An 18,748-nucleotide genomic window follows, 5' to 3' on the forward strand; every position below is an offset into this window, starting at 1 on the left:
AAAATTGATATGTAACTTAGAAGTGTTTTTAAAATAAAAGTTCATAACATGTTGTTAAGCGCAAATAACAAAGTTTCTGCCTTTCAGCACATTTACAAGGGCATCCCCTTTATTTGTCACAGCAAACAATCATTCATCTGCAATTTATTAATTCGCACTTTATTACCACTACTGGTAGTCAGTACATGGTGTCCATCGGTGCTGAAGGTGGCTGATTTGATTGGATCTTCATGTAAAATGATCGCTTTTTCGACCCATAATTCATCGGTCTGCTGACCATAGATTTTTGCCGTTCCATCGTTACTGGTGGTCAGCACAAGGCAGCCATCGTCGCTGAAGGTAGCTGAGGAGACCGAATACTTATGGAAAATAATGGCTTTTTCGACCCAGGATCCATCAGCTTTGATACCATAGATTTTCGCCGTGCCGCCTTTATTCTTATCAAAGAGTGTGCAAATACCCTTTACACTGGCCGTGACCACATGACGGCCATCGGGGCTGAAAGAGGCTTCTGTAACCCAGTCATCATGGGGAATGGTCACTTTTTCTTCCCATGATCCATCGGCCTTCTGGCCATAGATTTTCGCCGTGTTGTCAAAACTGGCGGTCACCACATGGCGGGCATCGGGACTGAAATCGGCTGACCTGACCTGGCAATCATGGGAAATGATGGCTTTTTGTTCCCATGATCCATCGCTCTTCTGGCCGAAGATTTTCGCCGTGTTATCGCTACTGGCCGTCACCACAAGGCCGTCACCGGTGCTCACTGCGTTGACTGCACCACTGTGGAAAATGGTGACTTTTTCTACCCATAACCCATCGGCCACCTGGGCATGGATTTTCACCTCATCATCTTCAGTGACAGTCAGCACAAGGCGGCCATCGTCAATAAACCTGGCAAAGTTGACATCGTTATCATGAGAAATGGTGGCTTGTAGTTCCCATGATTTATCATCCTGCTGAGCGAAGATTTTCGCATCATAGTCGTCACTGGCTGTCACCACACGACGGCTATCGCGACTGAATCTGACTGTGTTGATTTTAGCTTCATGAGAAATGATGAGTTTTTCTTCCCATGAACCACCGAAACCCTGACTGCAGATTTTTACTTTGTTATCGTCACCGAATGTCAACACATGGCACCCATCGGGACTAAATATGGCTGAGTCAACCTGATCATCATGGGTTATGGTGATCGTTTCTTCCCATAATCCATTGTCCTTCTGGACATAGATTTTCGCTGTGCCATCATTGCTGGCGGTCACTACATGGCTACCCTCAGGGCTGAATCTCGCTGACTCGACTGAACCTTCATGTTCAATGATGGCTTTCCGATCCCATGATCCATCATCCTTCTGGCCAAAGATTTTTGCCGTGTGATCAGAACTGCTGGTCACCATATAGCGTCCATCGGTGCTGAATCTGGCTGAACTGAGAAAGTAATCATGATCAATAACGAGTTCTGTATCTACGTTAAATATTTTGCATTGAGACATCAGTCGAGCTTTGGTGAAATAGAATAGAGCAGCAAAGTAATGCCTATCCCGGCGCTCTATGATTGCTTCGACTAACGCTTTATCCTTCGTAAACGGTCGCAGCCAATGACGAAGTTGTTCTTTATCTTCAGCAGGAAGAATTTTCTCTAGTTGATTTTGATGTGATAAAGAAAAGCGTTGATACCAGGCCTTCGCCAGAGCATGATCGCTTTTGATAACCCCGTGTAAATGAGTAGATACCTGCTGTAAACGGACAATATCCCGAAACGCCAACAAGCGAATAATTTTGATGGTTATTTCCTCGGGCAAATCCTGCAATAAAGCTGTCTTCCCGGCTTCTTTGTCAGGTATGGTGATGGACCTGCCGGCACTGGCACCCGATGGTTCTCTCTCCAATGGAGTGCTCACAGGTGGCCGTAAGGGTGAATCAATTACTCCGAGGTTATTACTGGAATGCACGTCTGGCTGCTCCTGAGTTAGTCCATTTTAATTAACAGAGAAGTTGGAAAATTGATGTGACCAGTTAGAGTCGGTTTGGAAATAAAAGTTCATTACAGGGTGTTAATTGCAGTTATCGAAACTTCTGTCTTTCAGACCATGCAGAATGGTCTCTCTTTTATTTGTCACAACAAGGCAGTCAATGATGCATCTGAAGTTTATTAACAATCACGTGTTTGCTAAAGCTCGTCACCACATAGAGGCCATTAGTACTAAAGGTGGCTGATATGATCGGATCATCATGGCAAATGAAGACTTTTTCGACCCATGATCCATCAAGCTCCAGACCATGGATTTTTGCCGTTCCATCTTTACAGGTGGTCAGCAGATAGCGACCATCGGCACTGAAAGTGGCTGGCATGAGCCAATCTTTATGGGAAATGATGGCTTTTTCAGTCCATGATCCATCAGCCTTCCTGCTACAGATTTTCTCCGTGCCATCTTTACTGGAGGTTAACACGTGGCAGCCATCGGGGCTGAAGCTGGCTGAGATGACATCGCCATCATGGAAAATAATGAGTTTTTCTTCCCATACCCCACCGCCCTTCTGGCCATAAATTTTTGCCGTGTTATCGTCACTGGCCGTCAGCACATGGTAGCCGTTGGCGCTGAAGGTGGCTGAGGTGACCCAGTGATCGTGGTAAATGGTGGCTTCTTCTTCCCATGAGCCATTAGTCTTCTGACCATAAATTTTCGCTGTACCATCTTTACTGGCGGTCACCACATGGCGACCATCGGAGACGCTGAAGGTGGCTGAGTTGACTCCCCCCTTATGGCAAATAGTGGCTTTTTGCTGCCATGATCCATCGTCCTCCTGGCCGTGGATTTTTGCCTTGTAATCATCATCGACGGTCAACACATGGCGATCATCGGGGCTAAAGATGGCTGACTTGACAAAGCGATTATGGAAAATGGTGGTTTCTTCTTGCCATGATCCATCGGTCTTCTGCCCATAGATTATTGCCGTGCTATCGTAACTGGTGGTCACTACATGGCGGCTATCGGCGCTGAAGGCGGCTGAGATGACCGAGTTATTATGGGAAATGCTGAGTTTTTCTTTCCATGACCCATCGACACCCTGACCATAGACTTTTGCCTTGTTATCCCTGGTAGCGGTCACCAGATAGCAGCTATCCAGGCTGAAGGTGGCTAAGTTGATCCAGGGATCATGGGGAATGGTGGCTTTTTCTTGCCATGATCCATCATCGTCCTGACTATGAATTTTCAACGTATAATCCCAACTGACGGTCACCAGATGACGGCCATCGGCACTGAAGTTCGCCGAGTCGACAAAAAAATCATGAGAAATTTTGGCTTGTTCTACCCAGGTTCCATTGGCCTTCTGACAACAGACTTTTGCCGTTTGATCGACACTGGCGGTCACCAAATGACTGCTATCGGGGCTAAAGGCAGCTGAGTTGACAAAATCACCATGGTAAACAATAACTTCTGTATCAACATTAAACGTTTTACATTGAGACATCAGTCGAGCTTTGGTGAAATAAAACAGAGCAGGAAAATAATCATAACTTCGGTGTTCTATTGTTGATTCGACTAACGCTTCATCCTTCGTAAAAGGTAGCAGCCAATTACGGAGCTGTTCTTTATCCTCTATAGGTAGAATTTTCTTTAGTTGATATTGATGCAGTGAAGAAAACCGGCGATACCATGCCTTTTCCAGTACAGGATCGTTTTTAATGGCAGTGTATGTGTGAGTAGATACCTGTTGTAAACTGACGATATCCCGAAACTCCAGCAAACGCGCAATTTTGACGATTATTTCCTCGGGCAAATCGTGCAATGAAATTGTTTTCTTTATTTCTTTGTCAGGTACAGTGACGGACCTGCCTGCACTGACACCCGATGGTTCTTCTCCCAATGAAGTGCTCACAGTTGGTAGCGAAGGTGAACCGGCTATGTCGGAATGATTAACGTCAGAATACATATCTGGTTTCTCTTAAGTTTTTAACCCCGATTAAATCATTCCCCCGTAGCCTGTCAATTCGCACCTTGTTATCACTACAGAGGGTCATCACGTGGTGGCCATCGTCGCTAAAGGTGGCCGATCTAATCGAATGATTATGGGAAATGATGACTTTTTCGACCCAGGACATATCAGTCTCCTGACCATAAATTTTTGCCGTTCCATCTTCACCGGTGGTCAACACATGGCGGCCGTCAGCGCTGAAGGTGGCCGAGGTGACCGAAGCTTTATGGAAAATGATGGCTTTCTCAACCCATGAACCGTCAGACTTCCTGCCAGAGATTTTCGCTGTGCCATCTTCACTGGCGGTCACAACATGACGACCATCGGCACTGAAGAGGGCTGAGACGACATCGCTACCATGGGAAAGGGTGGTTTTATGTTCCAATGATTCATCGGCCTCCAGACAATAGATTTTCACCTTGCCATCTCTACTGACCGTCAGCAGATGATCGCCAGCGGGGCTGAAGGTGGCTGAGTTGACTTCGTCATCGTGGGAAATGATGGTTTCTTTCCAAGAGCCGTCGGCCTTTTCATCACAGATTTTCGCTGTATTATCTTCACTGGCCGTCAACAAATGGCGGCCATCGGCGCTGAAGGTGGCTGAGTTGATAAAGTAATTATGGAAAAAAGTAACTTTTTCTTGCCATGATCCATCGGCCATCTGGTCATAGATTTTCACCTTGCTGTCGCAACTGACGATCACCAGACGGCCTTCATCGGCGCTAAAAGTGGCTAAACGGATCCAGTAATCATGAAAAATAGTCATTTTTTCTTTCCATGCTCCATTGTCTCCCTGGCAAAAAATTTTCGCCGTGTGATCGTAACTGACGGTCATCATAAAACGGCTACCGGGGCTAAAAATGGCAAACCTGACGAAATCATCATGGGAAATGGTGAGTTTTTCTTCCCAGGATCCATCAGCCATCTGGCTAATAATTTTTGCCTTAAAGTCGTCACTGGCGGTTACCACATGGAGACCATCAAAGCTAAAGGTGGCTGATGCGATCAAACCATCATGGGTAATGGTGAGTTTATGTTTCCATAACCCATCGACTCCCTGACCATAGATTTTTGACGTGTTATCCCAACTGAAAGTCAAGGCGTGGCGGCTATCGGGGCTGAAAGTGGCCGCTTCAACCCAATGATTATGAGGAATGGTCACTTTTTCTTCCCATAATCCATTGGCCTTCTGGCTAAAGATTTTTGCCGTTTTGTCATAACTGGCGGTCACGACATGACGACTATCGGCGCTGAAATTAGCTGATTTCACAAAGTCATCATGGTCTATGATGACTTCAGTATCTACATCAAACGTTTTGCATTGAGACATCAGTCGAGCTTTGGTGAAATAAAACAGAGCAGGAAAATAATCATAACTTCGGTGTTCTAATATTGATTCGACTAACGTTTCATCCTTCGTAAACGGTCGCAACCAATTTCGGAGCTGTTCTTTATCCTCTATAGGTAGAATTTTCTTTAGTTGATATTGGTGCAGTGAAGAAAACCGGCGATACCATGCCTTTTCCAGTACAGGATCGTTTTTAATGGCAGTGTGTGTGTGAGTAGATACCTGTTGTAAACTGACGATATCCTGAAATTCCAGCAAGCGCGCAATTTTGATGATTATTTCTTCGGGCAAATCGTGCAGTGAAGTTGTTCTCTTTATTTCTTTGTCAGGCACAGTGACGGACCTGCCTACACTGACACCCGATGGTTCTTTTCCCAATGAAGTGCTCACAGTTGCTAGCGAAGGTGAACCGGCCATGTCGGAATGATTAACGTCAGAATACATATCTGGTTTCTCTTAAGTCTTCACCCTGCCCCTGATGAGCAAAGATATTCAAAATTGATGAAGTCAATTAGAGTCGGCTTTGAAATAAAAGTTCATAATAGGTTGTTAAGTGCTACTAAAAAAAACTTCTGCCTTTCAGTATATTCAGAATGGTGTCCCTTTATTGATCTCAGCAAACAATCAGTTCTTCATCGATAGTTTATAAATTCTCAAATTGTCAAAGAGAAAAGGTGAAACCAAATGGTAGCCATCGGCACTGAGGACAGTTTCGGCCATACCTCTATGGGTAACAACGGCTTTTTCTATCCATGACCCATTAGCCCACTGACCATAAATTTTTGCCGTTCCATCCATACTGGTGGTAATCACAAGGCAGCCATCGACACTAAAGGTGGCTGTTTTGAGTGAAGCTTCATGGGAAATGATGGCCTTTTCGACCCAGGATCCGTCAGTCTTCAGACCATAGATTTTCGCTGTGCCATCTTTACTGGCCGTCACCAGATGGCAGCCATCGGGGCTGAAGTTGGCTGAGAGGACACGGCGACCATGGTTAATAGTGCACTTTTCTTCCCATGAACCATCACTCTTCTGGCCATAGATTTTTGCCGTATGATCTTTGCTTGCGGTCAAAACATGGCGGCCATCGGGGCTAAAGTTGGCTGAGAGGATATGGCGACCATGGTTAATAGTGCACTTTTCTTCCCATGAGCCGTCGCTCTTCTGTCCATAGATTTTTGCCGTATGATCCTTACTTGCGGTCACCACATGGTGGCCATCGTCACTGAATATGGCTGACTTGACCCTGTGATCATGGGAAATGATGGTTTCTTCTTCCCATGAGCCATCAGCCTTTTGACCATAAATTATCGCTGTGCCATCGTCACTGGCAGTCACCAGATGACGGCCATCGGCACTGAAGTTGACTGTGTTGATCCACAGGCTATGGAAAATGGTGAATTTTTCTTCCCATGATCCATCGACTCCCCGACCATAAATTTTTGCTGTGTAATCGTCGTAACTGGTGGTCACCAGATGGCTACTATCGGCACTGAAGATGGCTAAGTCAAAGCAATTATCATGGGAAATAGTGAGTTTTTCTTCCCATGATCCATCATCTCCCTGAACACAGATTTTCACCGTTTGGTCCTTACTGGCAGTCACAAAATGGCGACTATCGGCGCTGAAGTTGGCTGAGTTGAGCCAATCACCATGGGAAATAGTGAGTTTCTTTTCCCATGACCCATCGTCGACCTGACCATAGATTTTTGCCGTTTTATCGAAACTGACGGTCATTGCGTAGCGATCATCAGCGCTGAAGATGGCTGACACGATCTCATCTCTATGGGGAATAATGGCTTTTCTATCCCATGATCCATTGTTATGGTAAATTCTGGCCTTTCCGTCTGCGCACCTCGTTATCAGGTGGCTGCCATCGGCGCTGAAGGTGGCTGAGAACACACCACCCCAAAAACCAGAATGGTTAAGGATCACTTTTGTATCTACATTAAACATCTTGCATTGAGACATCAGTCGAGCTTTGGTGAAATAAAACAGAGCAGGAAAATAATCATAACTTCGGTGTTCTAATATTGATTCGACTAACGTTTCATCCTTCGTAAACGGTCGCAGCCAACTACGGAGCTGTTCTTTATCCTCTACAGGTAGAATTTTCTTTAGTTGATATTGGTGCAGTGAAGAAAACCGGCGAAACCATGCCTTTTCCAGTACAGGATCGTTTTTAATGGCAGTGTATGTGTGAGTAGATACCTGTTGTAAACAGACGATATCCCGAAATTTCAGCAAACGCGCAATTTTGATAATTATTTCTTCGGGCAAATCGGGCAATGAAGTTGTTTTTTTTATTTCTTTGTCAGGCACAGTGACGGACCTGCCTGCACTGACACCTGATGATTTTTCCCCCAATGAAGTGCTCACAGGTGGAAGTGAAGGCGAACCGGCTATGTCGGAATTATTAAGGTCAGAATACATATCTGGTTTCTCCTAAGTTTTCACCCTCCCCCTGATGAGGCTGTCGCAAAACTCTGGTTCCCATGCTTTTAGGCCCTGTGGGTCCCTGCGTGGGAACCCATACTTATCTCGAGCTGCAGAGTCCGCTTTTCAGGGGAGGTATGCATTCCCGCGCAGAGAGGGTGTCGCAAAACTCTCTCCGGCGCGGGAACGCGCTGACTCCCGTTATTGCCGGCTTCATTCTCGTCATTCCCGGCTTCATTCTCGTCATTCCCGGCTTCATTCTCGTCATTCCCGGCTTCATTCTCGTCATTCCCGGCTTCATTCTCGTCATTCCCGCGAAGGCGGGAATCCACACTGACTCTCCACCAGAACCATACTGCCCGGTGTCCCCCTGGCCTTGTCATCCCCGAGAAAGCAGAGATCCACCGTTGGCGCTGGATTCCCGCCTTCGCGGGAATGACGACTTCAGAGCGTGAGAACGAGCTGTTGAAGTTTTGCGACACCCTCTGATGAGCAAAGATATTCAATATTGATAAAGTGAGTTTGACTCGGATTTGAAATAAAAGTTCATACTATGTTATTGAATGCCAGCAAAGAAATTTCTGCCTTTCAGCACATGCGCAATGGTGTTCCTTTTATTGACCACAGCAAACAATCAATGATTCATCGATAGCTTATAAATTCTATATTTGTCATGGCGAAAGCGCGAAACCAAATGATGGCCATTGGCACTGAGGGCAGTTGATGTGGGAAAACATGTCTGCTCAACAAAGGCTTTTTTTACCCATAATCCGTTAATATCCTGACCATAAATGTTTGCCGTTCTATCTGTACTGCTGGTCACCACAAGGCGACCATCGGCGCTAAAGGTGGCCGACAAGACAATATCCAGATGGGAAATGATGGTTTTTTCAACCCAGGATCCGTCAGTCTTCAGACCATAGATTTTCGCCGTGCGATCGTCACTGGCCGTCACCAAGTGGCGGCTATCGGGGCTGAAGGTGGCTACGTGGATAGAGTCACGATGGGAAATAGTGCGTTTTTCCTCCCATGATCCGTCGTCCGTCTTACTATAGATTTTCGCTCTGGTGAAACTTGCCGTCACTACATGGCGGTCATTGGGGCTGAAAGCGGCTAAGTTGACACAGCAATTAAGAGATATGATGGCTTCTTCTCCCCATAACCCATCGTCCTTCAGACCACAGATTTTCGCAGTGTTATCTTTACTGGCCGTCACCACACGGCGGCCATCGGCACTAAAGGTGGCTGAGTTGACACAGTCATCATGGGAAATGATGGTTTCTTCTTCCCATGAGCCATCGGTCTTTTGACCATAGATTTTCGCTGTGCCATCGTCACTGGCAGTCACCAGATGACGGCCATCGGCACTGAAGTTGACTGTGTTGATCCACAGGCCATGGAAAATGGTGAATTTTTCTTCCCATGATCCATCGACTCCCCGACCATAAATTTTTGCCGTGTAATCGTAACTGGTGGTCGCCAGATGGCTACTATCGGGGCTGAAGTTGGCTAAGTTGACCCAATCATCATGGTAAGTGGTAAGTTTTTCTTCCCATGACCCATTGTCTCCCTGAACACAGATTTTCGCCGTTGCATCGTCACTGGCCGTCACCAGGTAGCTGCTATCGGCGCTGAAGGTGGCTGAGTTGATCCAATCATCATGGGAAATAGTGAGTTTCTCCACCCAAGTCCCATCAACTTGACCATAGATTTTTGCCGTAAAATCCCAACTGAAGGTCATCACATGGCGACCATCGGGGCTGAAGATGGCAGATCTGACGCCCTCTTGATCGGAAATGATGCCTTTTTTTTCCCATGATCCATTGGCACTCTGGCCATAGATAAGCGCAGTTGCGTCCTCACTGGCCGTCACCAGGTGGCTGCCATCGGGGCTGAAGGTGGCTGGTTTCACCTGGCCACTATGAGCAATAACGGCCTCTGTATCGACATTATACTTTTCGTATTGAGACATCAGTCGGGCTTTGGCGAAATGGAAAAGGGCAGGAAAATAAACGGCCTTTCGGTGCTTTATGAGTGATTCAACTAACGCTTGATCTCTCGTAAACGGTCGCAGCCAATTTCGAAGATGTTCTTTATCCTCTACAAGAAGGCTTTTTTTCAATTGATACTGGTGTGGTAAAGAAAACCGGCGATACCATGTCCTTTCCAGAACATGTTCGTTTTTAATAAACCTGTTTAAGTAAGTAGATACCCGCTGCAAACTGACAATATCCCGAAGCTCCAGAAAACGAAAAATTTTGAGGGTTATTTCCTCAGGCAAATCGTGTAATAAAGCTGTTTTCTCTATTTCTTTTTCAGGCACAGCAACGGACCTGCCCGCACTGACTCCCGACGGTTCTTTCGCCAATGAAGTGCTTACAGCTGGTATCGAAGGGGAACCTGCTATGTCGGAATAATTAACATCAGAATACATCTGGTTTCTCTTGGTTGATTATTCCCACCGATTAGCAAGGAATTTCAATATTGATGAAGTCAGTTAGAGTCGGCTTTGAAATAAAAGTTCATAATAGGTTGTTAAGAACCACTAAAGAAATTTCTGCCTTTCAGCACATACGCAATGGTGTCCCTTTTATTGATCACAGCAAACAATCAATGCTTCATCGATAGCTTATAAATCGTCAAAACGTTATGGGAAAAGGGCGAAACCAGATGGTGACCATTGGCGCTGAGGGCAGTTAAATTGGGCAACCCTATTTGGTCAACAACGGCTTTTTCTACCCATAATCCATTAATATCCTGACCATAAATTTTTACCGTTCTGTCTGTACTGGTAGTCACCACAAGGCGGCCATCGGCACTAAAGGTGGCTGATATGACAATACCCAGATGGGAAATGATGGTCTTTTCTACCCAGGTTCCGTCAGTCTTCAGACCATAGATTTTTGCCATGCGATCGTCACTGGCCGTCACCAAATGGCGGCTATCGGGGCTGAAGGTGGCTGAGCGTATAGAGTCACGATGGGAAATAGTGCGTTTTTCTTCCCATGACCCGTCGTCCTTCTTAATACAGATTTTCGCTCTAGTGTAACTTGCCGTCACTACATAGCGGTCATTGGGGCTGAAGGCGGCTAAGTTGACATAGGAATTGTGAGATATGATCGCTTCTTCTCCCCATGACCCATCGTCCTTCAGACCACAGATTTTCGCTGTGTCATCTTTACTGGCCGTCACCACATGGCGGCCATCGGTACTAAAGGTGGCTGAATTGACACAGTCATCATGGGAAATGATGGTTTCTTCTTCCCATGAGCCATCGGTCTTTTGACCATAGATTTTCACTGTGCCATCCTCAGAGGCTGTCACCACACGGCGACTTTCAGCACTGAAGGTGATTGAGTTGATCCGTTGGTCATGAAAAATGGTGATTTTTTTTACCCATGATCCATCGACTTCCTTACCATAGATTCTTGCCGTGTTATCGTGACTGGTGGTCACCAAATGACGGCCATCGGCGCTGAAGGCAGCCAATTTGACCCTATCATCATGGGAAATGGTGAGCTTTTCTTCCCATGTGCCATCGTCTCCCTGAACGCAGATTTTCGCCGATTCATCATTACTGGCGGTCACCAGATGGCTGCTATCGGCGCTGAAGGTGGCTGAGTTGAGCCAATGATCATGGGAAATAGTGAGTTTCTCCACCCAGGTCCCATCGACTTGACCATAGATTTTTGCCGTAAAATCCCAACTGCAGGTCATCACATGGCGACCATCGGGGCTGAAGATGGCAGATCTGACGCCCTCTTGATGGAAAATGATGCCTTTTTTTTCCCATGATCCATTGGCACTCTGGCCATAGATAAGCGCAGTTGCATCGCTACTGGCCGTCACCAGGTGGCTACCATCTGTGCTGAAGGTGGCTGATTTCACCCAGTTATTATGAGCAATAACGGCTTCTGTATCGACATTATACTTTTCGTATTGAGACATCAGTCGGGCTTTGGCGAAATGGAAAAGGGCAGGAAAATAAACGGCCTCTCGGTGTGTTATGAGTGATTCAACTAACGCTTGATCTCTCGTAAACGGTTGCAGCCAATTTCGAAGGTGTTCTTTATCCTCTACAGGAAGGCTTTTTTGCAATTGATATTGGTGTGGTAAAGAAAACCGGCGATACCATGTCCTTTCCAGAACATGTTCGTTTTTAATAAACCTGTTTAAGTGAGTAGATACCTGTTGCAAACTGACAATATCCCGAAGTTCCAAAAAGCGAAAAATTTTGAGGGTTAATTCCTCGGGCAAATCGTGTAATAAAACTGTTTTCTCTATTTCTTTGTCAACAACAGCGACGGACCTGCCTGCACCGACAGCCGATGGTTCTTGCGCCAATGAAGTGCTTACAGCTGGTAGCGAAGGTGAACCGGCTATGTCGGAATGATTAACGTCAGAATACATATCTGGTTTCTCTTAAGTCTTCCCCCCCCCGATGAGCAAAGACATTCAAAATGAATGAAGTCTGTTAAGTACTCAACCATACGGAATCGAATATTTCTGGCTTATTGGGCAGGTGCTCTGCAAGGCGCAACGACGGGAACATAGCAAGCTATGTGACCAGAGTTGCAACGCATCACGACTGCATGGATGCAGGAGCTCGAGCAACGCAGGAGCAGTTGCCGCGAGTGCCTGAACAATAAGTCAGAAAATATGATTTCGTATGGTTGAGTACTTAGAGTCGGCTTTGAAATAAAAGTTCATAATAGGTTGTAAAGTGCCACTAAAGAAATTTCTGCCTTTCAGCACATGCGCAATGGCGTTCCTTTTATTGATCACAGCAAACAATCAATGCTTCATCGATAGCTTATAAATCATCAAAATGTTATGGAGAGAGGGCAAAACCAAATGGTGGCCATTGCCACTGAGGGCGGTTGATTTGGCCAAACTTCTATGGGCAACAACGGCTTTTTCTACCCATAATCCATTAATATACTGACCATAAATTTTTGCCGTACGATCCCAACTGGCGGTCATCAAAAGCTGGCCATCGGCGCTAAAAATGGCTGATGTGACAACACCCAGATGGGAAATGATGGTCTTTTCGACCCAGGATCCGTCAGTCTTCAGACCATAGATTTTCGCCATGCCATCGTCACTGGCCGTCACCAAATGGCGGCTATCGGGGCTGAAGGTGGCTGAGCTGACGTAGTCATCATGGGAAATAGTGCGTTTTTCTTCCCATGATCCGTCGTCTTTCTTACTGTTGATTTTCGCCGTGTAATCGTAACTTGTCGTCACCACATGGCTGCCATTGGGGCTTAAGGCAGCTGAGCTGATATAGCTCCTATGGGAAATGACAGCTTCTTCTCCCCATGATCCATCGTCCTTCAGACCGTAGATTTTCGCTGTGTTATCTTCACTGGCCGTTACCAAATGGCGGCCATCGGCACTAAAGGCAGCTGAGTTGACCTTATGATCATGAGAAATGACGGTTTCCTCTTCCCATGAACCATCGGTCTTTTGACCATAGATTTTCACTGTGCCATCGTTGGAGGCTGTCACCACACGGCGACTATTGGCACTGAAGGTGACTGAGTTGATCCGTTGGTGATGAAAAATGGTGATTTTTTTTACCCATGATCCATCGACTTCCTGACCATAGATTCTTGCTGTGTTATTGACACTGGCGGTCACCAAATGGCTGGCATCGGCGCTGAAGGCGGCAAAGTGGACCCGGGCATCATGGACAATGGTGAGTTTTTCTTCCCATGACCCATCGTCTCCCTGAACACAGATTTTCGCCGTGTTATCCTTACTGGCGGTCACCAGTTGGCGGCCATCAACACTAAAGAGGGCTGATTTGACAACATCGTCATGGGAAATGACGCCTTTTTTTTCCCATGTTCCATCAGTCCTCTGGCCATAGATTATCGCCGTTGCGTCGTCACTGGCCGTCACCAGGTGCCTACCATCGGCGCTGAAGGTGGCTGAGTTCACCTTATCGTCATGAGCAATAACGGCCTCTATATCGACATTATACGTTTCGTATTGAGACATCAGTCGGGCTTTGGCGAAATGGAAAAGGGCAGGAAAATAAACGGCCTCTCGGTGTGTTATGAGTGATTCAACTAACGCCTGATCTCTCGTAAACGGTCGCAGCCAATTTCGAAGATGTTCTTTATCCTCTACAGGAAGGCTTTTTTGCAATTGATATTGATGTGATAAAGAAAACCGGCCATACCATGTCCTTTCCAGAACATGTTCGTTTTTAATAAACCTGTTTAAGTGAGTAGATACCTGTTGCAAACTGACAATATCCCGAAGTTCCAAAAAGCGAAAAATTTTGAGGGTTAATTCCTCGGGCAAATCGTGTAATAAAACTGTTTTCTCTATTTCTTTGTCAACAACAGCGACGGACCTGCCTGCACCGACAGCCGATGGTTCTTGCGCCAATGAAGTGCTTACAGCTGGTAGCGAAGGTGAACCGGCTATGTCGGAATGATTAATGTCAGAATACATATCTGGTTTCTCTTAAGCCTTCACCCCCCGATGAGTAAAGGCATTCAAAATTGATGAAGTCTGTTAAGTACTCAGCCATACGGAATCGAATATTTCTGGCTTATTGGGCAGGTGCTCTGCAAGGCGCAACGACGGGAACATAGCAAGCTATGTGACCAGAGTTGCAACGCAGCACGACTGCATGGATGCAGGAGCTAGAGCAACGCAGGAGCAGTTGCCGCGAGTGCCTGAACAATGAGTCAGAAAATATGATTTCGTATGGTTGAGTACTTAGAGTCAGCTTTGAAATAAGAGTTCATAATAGGTTGTAAAGTGCCACTAAAGAAATTTCTGCTTTTCAGCACACCCGCAATGGCGTCCCTTTATTGATCACAGCAAACAATCAATCCTTCATCGATAGCTTATAAATCGTCAAAATATTATCGGGAAAAGGCGAAACCAGATGGTGGCCATTGGCGCTGAGGGCAGTTGATTCAGCCGTACCTTCATGGGTAACAACGGCTTTTTCTACCCATAATCCATTGGTCATCTGGCCATAAATTTTTGCCGTTCCATCTTTACTGGTGGTCACCACCAGGCGACCATCGGCGCTGAAGATGGCTGTTTTGAGTGAAGCCTCATGGGAAATGATGGCATTCTCTACCCAGGATCCGTCAGCCTTCAGACCATAGATTTTCGCTTTGCCATCAAAACCGGCGGTCACCAGGTGACGGTCATCGGGGCTGAAGGTGGCTGAGATGACACGGTGACCGTGGTAAATGGTGCGTTTTTCTTCCCATGATCCGTCGTCCTTCTTACCATAGATTTTCGCCGTGTCATCATAACTTGTCGTCACCACATGGCTGCCATTGGGGCTGAATACGGCTGAATCGACATTGCGATTATGGGAAATGATGGCTTCTTCTCCCCATGATCCATCGTCCTTCAGACTACAGATTTTCGCCGTTTTATCGATACTGGCCGTAACCAAATGGCGGCTATCGGCACTGAAGTTAGCTGAGTTGACATGGTAATCATGGGAAATAATGGTTTCTTCTTCCCATGAGCCATCGTTCTTTTGACCATAGATTTTCGCTGTGCCATCGGAAGAGGTCGACGCCACACGGCGGCCATCAGCGCTGAAGGTGACTGATTGGATCAGTCGGTCATGGGAAATGGTGATTTTTTTTACCCATGATCCATCAACTTCCTGACCATAGATTCTTGCTGTGTGATCGTAGCTGGCGGTCACCAAATGACGACTATCGGCACTGAAGACGGCAAATTCGACCCAGCCATCATGGAAAATGGTGAGTTTTTCTTCCCATGACCCATCGTCTCCCTGAGCACAGATTTTCGCCGTGTTATCCGTACTGGCGGTCACCAGATAGCGGCTATCGGCACTGAAGGTGACTGAGAAGAAACTGCCATCATGGAAAATGCTCAGTTTCTCTGCCCATGATCCATCGACCTGACCATAGATTTTTGCCGTTCCAACGACACTTTCAGTCACCACATGGCGGCCATCGGCACTAAAGAGGGCTGATACGATATCGCGGTTATGGGAAATGATGGTTTCTTCTTCCCATGATCCATTGGCCTTCTGGCCGTAGATTATCGCCGTTGCATCGTCACTGGCCGTCACCAGGTGGCTACCATCAGCGCTGAAGGTGGCTGAGTTCACCTTGTCTTGATGAACAATAACGGCTTCTGCATCGACATTATACTTTTCACATTGAGACATAAGTCGGGCTTTGGCGAAATGAAAGAGAGCAGGAAAATAAACGGCCTTTCGGTGTTTTATGAGTGATTCGACTAACGCTTGATCCTTCGTAAACGGTCGCAGCCAATTTTGGAGCTGTTCTTTATCCTCTACAGGAAGGCTTTTCTTCAATTGATATTGGTGAGGTAAAGAAAACCGGCGATACCATGTCTTTTCCAGAACATATTCGTTTTTAATAAACCTGTTTAAGTGTGCAGAGACCTGTTGCAAACTGATGATATCGCGAAGCTCCAAAAAGCGAAAAATTTTTAGGGTTAATTCCTCGGGCAAATCGTGTAATAAAGGGGTTTTCTCTATTTCTTTTTCAGTCACAGCGACGGATCTGCCCGCACTGACACCCGATGGTTCTTCCTCCGATGAAATGCTCACAGGTGGTAGCGAAGGTGAACCGGCTATGTCGGAATGATTAACGTCAGAATACATATCTGTTTTCTCTTAAGTCTTCACCTCTCCGATGAGCAAAGACATTCAAAATTGATGAAGTCAGTTAATACCAATCGAACTTTCTAACTCCCTATTGCGCTGAAGATTTGAGCCTTAATCCTGCGTTGCCGATCGTCGCCTTGTCTTAGTGCTCAAATCTCCATGCTCATCACGGGAGTTAGAAAGCACGATTGGTATAAGTACCTGGCCAGTTGGTTTCGCATATTCTGGCGAGTGGATTTTTTCATCCTTCAAGGCGCAACGACGGGCGCGTAGCGATAGCTACGCAACCAGAATTGGAACGCAGAAGGATGGAAAAAGCCGCCGTCCAGAATATGCGAAACCAACTCGTTAGGTACTTAGAGTCGGCTTTGAAATAAAAGTTCACAGTATGTTGTTAGATGCCACTAAAAGAAATTTCTGCCTTTCAGCACATGCGCAATGGCATCCCTTTTATAGATCACAGCAAACAATCAATGATTCATCGATAGCTTATAAATTCTCAATTTATTATGGCGAAAGGGCGAAACCAGATGGTGGCCATTGGCGCTGAGGGCAGTTGATTCAGCCGTACCTTCATGGGTAACAACGGCTTTTTCTACCCATAATCCATTGGTCATCTGGCCATAAATTTTTGCCGTCCCATCTTTACTGGTGGTCACCACCAGGCGACCATCGGCACTGAAGATGGCTGTTTTGAGTGAAGCCTCATGGGAAATGATGGCATTCTCTACCCAGGATCCGTCAGCCTTCAGACCATAGATTTTCGCTTTGCCATCAAAACCGGCGGTCACCAGGTGACGGTCATCGGGGCTGAAGGTGGCTGAGATGACACCGTGACCGTGGTAAATGGTGCGCTTTTCTTCCCATGATCCGTCGTCCTTCTTACCATAGATTTTCGCCGTGTCATCATAACTTGTTGTCACCACATGGCTGCCATTGGGGCTGAATACGGCTGAATCGACATTGCGATTATGGGAAATGCTGGCTTCTTCTCCCCATGATCCATCGTCCTTCAGACCATAGATTTTCGCCGTGTTATCCTCACTGGCCGTTACCAAATGGCGACTATCAGCACCAAAGGTAGCTGAGTTGACCCTGTCATCATGGGAAATGATGATTTCTTCTTCCCATGAGCCATCGTTCTTTTGACCATAGATTTTCGCTGTGCCATCGGTAGAGGTCGTCACCACACGGCGACCATCAGCGCTGAAGGTGACTGATTGGATCAGTCGGTCATGGGAAATGGTGATTTTTTTTACCCATGATCCATCAACTTCCTGACCATAGATTCTTGCTGTGTGATCGTAGCTGGCGGTCAACAAATGACGACTATCGGCACTGAAGATGGCAAATTCGACCCAGCCATCATGGAAAATGGTGAGTTTTTCTTCCCATGACCCATCGTCTCCCTGAGCACAGATTTTCGCCGTGTTATCCGAACTGGCGGTCACCAGATGGCGGTTATCGGCACTGAAGGTGACTGAGGAGAAACTGCCATCATGGAAAATGCTCAGTTTCTCTGCCCATGATCCCTCGACCTGACCATGGATTTTTGCCGTTCCAACGACACTTTCGGTCACCACATGGCGGCCATCGGCACTAAAGAGGGCTGATACGATATCGCGGTTATGGGAAATGATGGTTTCTTCTTCCCATGAACCATTGGCCCTCTGGCCGTAGATTATCGCCGTTGCATCGTCACTGGCCGTCACCAGGTGGCTACCATCAGCGCTGAAGGTCGCTGTGTTCACATTGTCTTGATGAACAATAACGGCTTCTGCATCGACATTATACTTTTCGCATTGAGACATAAGTCGGGCTTTGGCGAAATGAAAGAGAGCAGGAAAATAAACGGCCTTTCGCTGTTTTATGAGTGATTCGACTAACGCTTGATCCTTCGTAAACGGTAGCAGCCAATTTCGGAGCTGTTCTTTATCCTCTAAAGGAAGGCTTTTCTTCAATTGATATTGGTGAGGTAAAGAAAACCGGCGATACCATGTCTTTTCCAGAACATGTTCGTTTTTAATAAACCTGTTTAAGTGTATAGATACCTGTTGCAAACTGACAATATCCCGAAGCTTCAAAAAGCGAAAAATTTTGAGGGTTAATTCCTCGGGCAAATCGTGCAATAAAGCGGTTTTCTCTATTTCTTTTTCAGGCACAGCGACGGATATGCCCGCACTGACACCCGATGGTTCTTCCTCCAATGAAATGCTCACAGGTGGTAGCGAAGGTGAACCGGCTATGTCGGAATGATTAACGTCAGAATACATATCTGTTTTCTCTTAAGTCTTCACCTCTCCGATGAGCAAAGACATTCAAAATTG

At 46.3% G+C, this 18,748-nt stretch carries 10 protein-coding genes; 1 reads left to right on the plus strand and 9 read right to left on the minus strand.

Features of this window, described 5'->3' with window-relative positions; all coding sequences use genetic code 11:
• Positions 1 to 116 precede the first annotated feature (116 nt).
• The 4 genes from ACOJUN_RS24100 to ACOJUN_RS24115 all read right to left on the minus strand — a co-directional run bounded on the left by ACOJUN_RS24100 (position 117) and on the right by ACOJUN_RS24115 (position 7,762).
• Positions 117 to 1,955, minus strand: coding sequence for an F-box-like domain-containing protein (locus ACOJUN_RS24100; protein ID WP_422134380.1), 1,839 nt, complete (start codon positions 1,953 to 1,955; stop codon positions 117 to 119).
• Between the two features lie 178 nt (positions 1,956 to 2,133).
• Positions 2,134 to 3,939 (minus strand): F-box protein, encoded by a 1,806-nt coding sequence (locus ACOJUN_RS24105; RefSeq protein ID WP_422134381.1) that lies wholly within the window; start codon positions 3,937 to 3,939, stop codon positions 2,134 to 2,136.
• Positions 3,929 to 5,773, minus strand: a complete 1,845-nt coding sequence (locus ACOJUN_RS24110; RefSeq protein ID WP_422134382.1) for an F-box/WD repeat-containing protein — start codon at positions 5,771 to 5,773, stop codon at positions 3,929 to 3,931. The genes ACOJUN_RS24105 and ACOJUN_RS24110 overlap by 11 nt, the downstream gene beginning before the upstream one ends.
• A 180-nt stretch (positions 5,774 to 5,953) precedes the next feature.
• Positions 5,954 to 7,762 (minus strand): F-box/WD repeat-containing protein, encoded by a 1,809-nt coding sequence (locus ACOJUN_RS24115; RefSeq protein WP_422134383.1) that lies wholly within the window; start codon positions 7,760 to 7,762, stop codon positions 5,954 to 5,956.
• Positions 7,763 to 7,902: 140 nt separating this feature from the next.
• Here ACOJUN_RS24115 and ACOJUN_RS24120 point away from each other — a divergent pair, with 140 nt between their 5' ends.
• Entirely contained in the window at positions 7,903 to 8,220 is a 318-nt protein-coding gene (locus ACOJUN_RS24120) for a hypothetical protein (protein ID WP_422134384.1), read from the plus strand.
• 179 nt (positions 8,221 to 8,399) lie between these two features.
• Here ACOJUN_RS24120 and ACOJUN_RS24125 read toward each other — a convergent pair whose 3' ends face one another.
• From ACOJUN_RS24125 to ACOJUN_RS24145, 5 genes are all read right to left on the minus strand, one after another.
• The gene (locus ACOJUN_RS24125; RefSeq protein WP_422134385.1) at positions 8,400 to 10,199 is read right to left on the minus strand and encodes an F-box/WD repeat-containing protein; all 1,800 of its coding nucleotides are present in this window, start codon (positions 10,197 to 10,199) and stop codon (positions 8,400 to 8,402) included.
• Between the two features lie 176 nt (positions 10,200 to 10,375).
• Positions 10,376 to 12,175, minus strand: a complete 1,800-nt coding sequence (locus ACOJUN_RS24130) for an F-box/WD repeat-containing protein (protein ID WP_422134386.1) — start codon at positions 12,173 to 12,175, stop codon at positions 10,376 to 10,378.
• 384 nt (positions 12,176 to 12,559) lie between these two features.
• Positions 12,560 to 14,233, minus strand: coding sequence for an F-box/WD repeat-containing protein (locus ACOJUN_RS24135; protein ID WP_422134387.1), 1,674 nt, complete (start codon positions 14,231 to 14,233; stop codon positions 12,560 to 12,562).
• A gap of 382 nt (positions 14,234 to 14,615) precedes the next feature.
• Positions 14,616 to 16,418 carry an F-box/WD repeat-containing protein gene (locus tag ACOJUN_RS24140; protein WP_422134388.1) on the minus strand — a complete coding sequence of 601 codons (1,803 nt, stop codon included), beginning with the start codon at positions 16,416 to 16,418 and terminating at the stop codon, positions 14,616 to 14,618.
• 473 nt (positions 16,419 to 16,891) lie between these two features.
• On the minus strand, positions 16,892 to 18,694 hold the full coding sequence (locus ACOJUN_RS24145) for an F-box/WD repeat-containing protein (RefSeq protein WP_422134389.1): 1,803 nt from the start codon (positions 18,692 to 18,694) through the stop codon (positions 16,892 to 16,894).
• Positions 18,695 to 18,748: the final 54 nt, after the last annotated feature.

This window comes from Endozoicomonas sp. ALD040 (genome assembly GCF_049275945.1).
GTDB lineage: Bacteria > Pseudomonadota > Gammaproteobacteria > Pseudomonadales > Endozoicomonadaceae > Endozoicomonas_A.

What these genes read in the sequence shown, in the direction of transcription:
- ACOJUN_RS24105 (WP_422134381.1), bottom strand. Translation starts at nt 3,939, where the DNA reads ATGTATTCTGACGTTAATCATTCCGACATAGCCGGTTCACCTTCGCTA.
- ACOJUN_RS24110 (WP_422134382.1), bottom strand. Translation starts at nt 5,773, where the DNA reads ATGTATTCTGACGTTAATCATTCCGACATGGCCGGTTCACCTTCGCTA.
- ACOJUN_RS24115 (WP_422134383.1), bottom strand. Translation starts at nt 7,762, where the DNA reads ATGTATTCTGACCTTAATAATTCCGACATAGCCGGTTCGCCTTCACTT.
- ACOJUN_RS24120 (WP_422134384.1), top strand. Translation starts at nt 7,903, where the DNA reads ATGCATTCCCGCGCAGAGAGGGTGTCGCAAAACTCTCTCCGGCGCGGG.
- ACOJUN_RS24125 (WP_422134385.1), bottom strand. Translation starts at nt 10,199, where the DNA reads ATGTATTCTGATGTTAATTATTCCGACATAGCAGGTTCCCCTTCGATA.
- ACOJUN_RS24130 (WP_422134386.1), bottom strand. Translation starts at nt 12,175, where the DNA reads ATGTATTCTGACGTTAATCATTCCGACATAGCCGGTTCACCTTCGCTA.
- ACOJUN_RS24135 (WP_422134387.1), bottom strand. Translation starts at nt 14,233, where the DNA reads ATGTATTCTGACATTAATCATTCCGACATAGCCGGTTCACCTTCGCTA.
- ACOJUN_RS24140 (WP_422134388.1), bottom strand. Translation starts at nt 16,418, where the DNA reads ATGTATTCTGACGTTAATCATTCCGACATAGCCGGTTCACCTTCGCTA.
- ACOJUN_RS24145 (WP_422134389.1), bottom strand. Translation starts at nt 18,694, where the DNA reads ATGTATTCTGACGTTAATCATTCCGACATAGCCGGTTCACCTTCGCTA.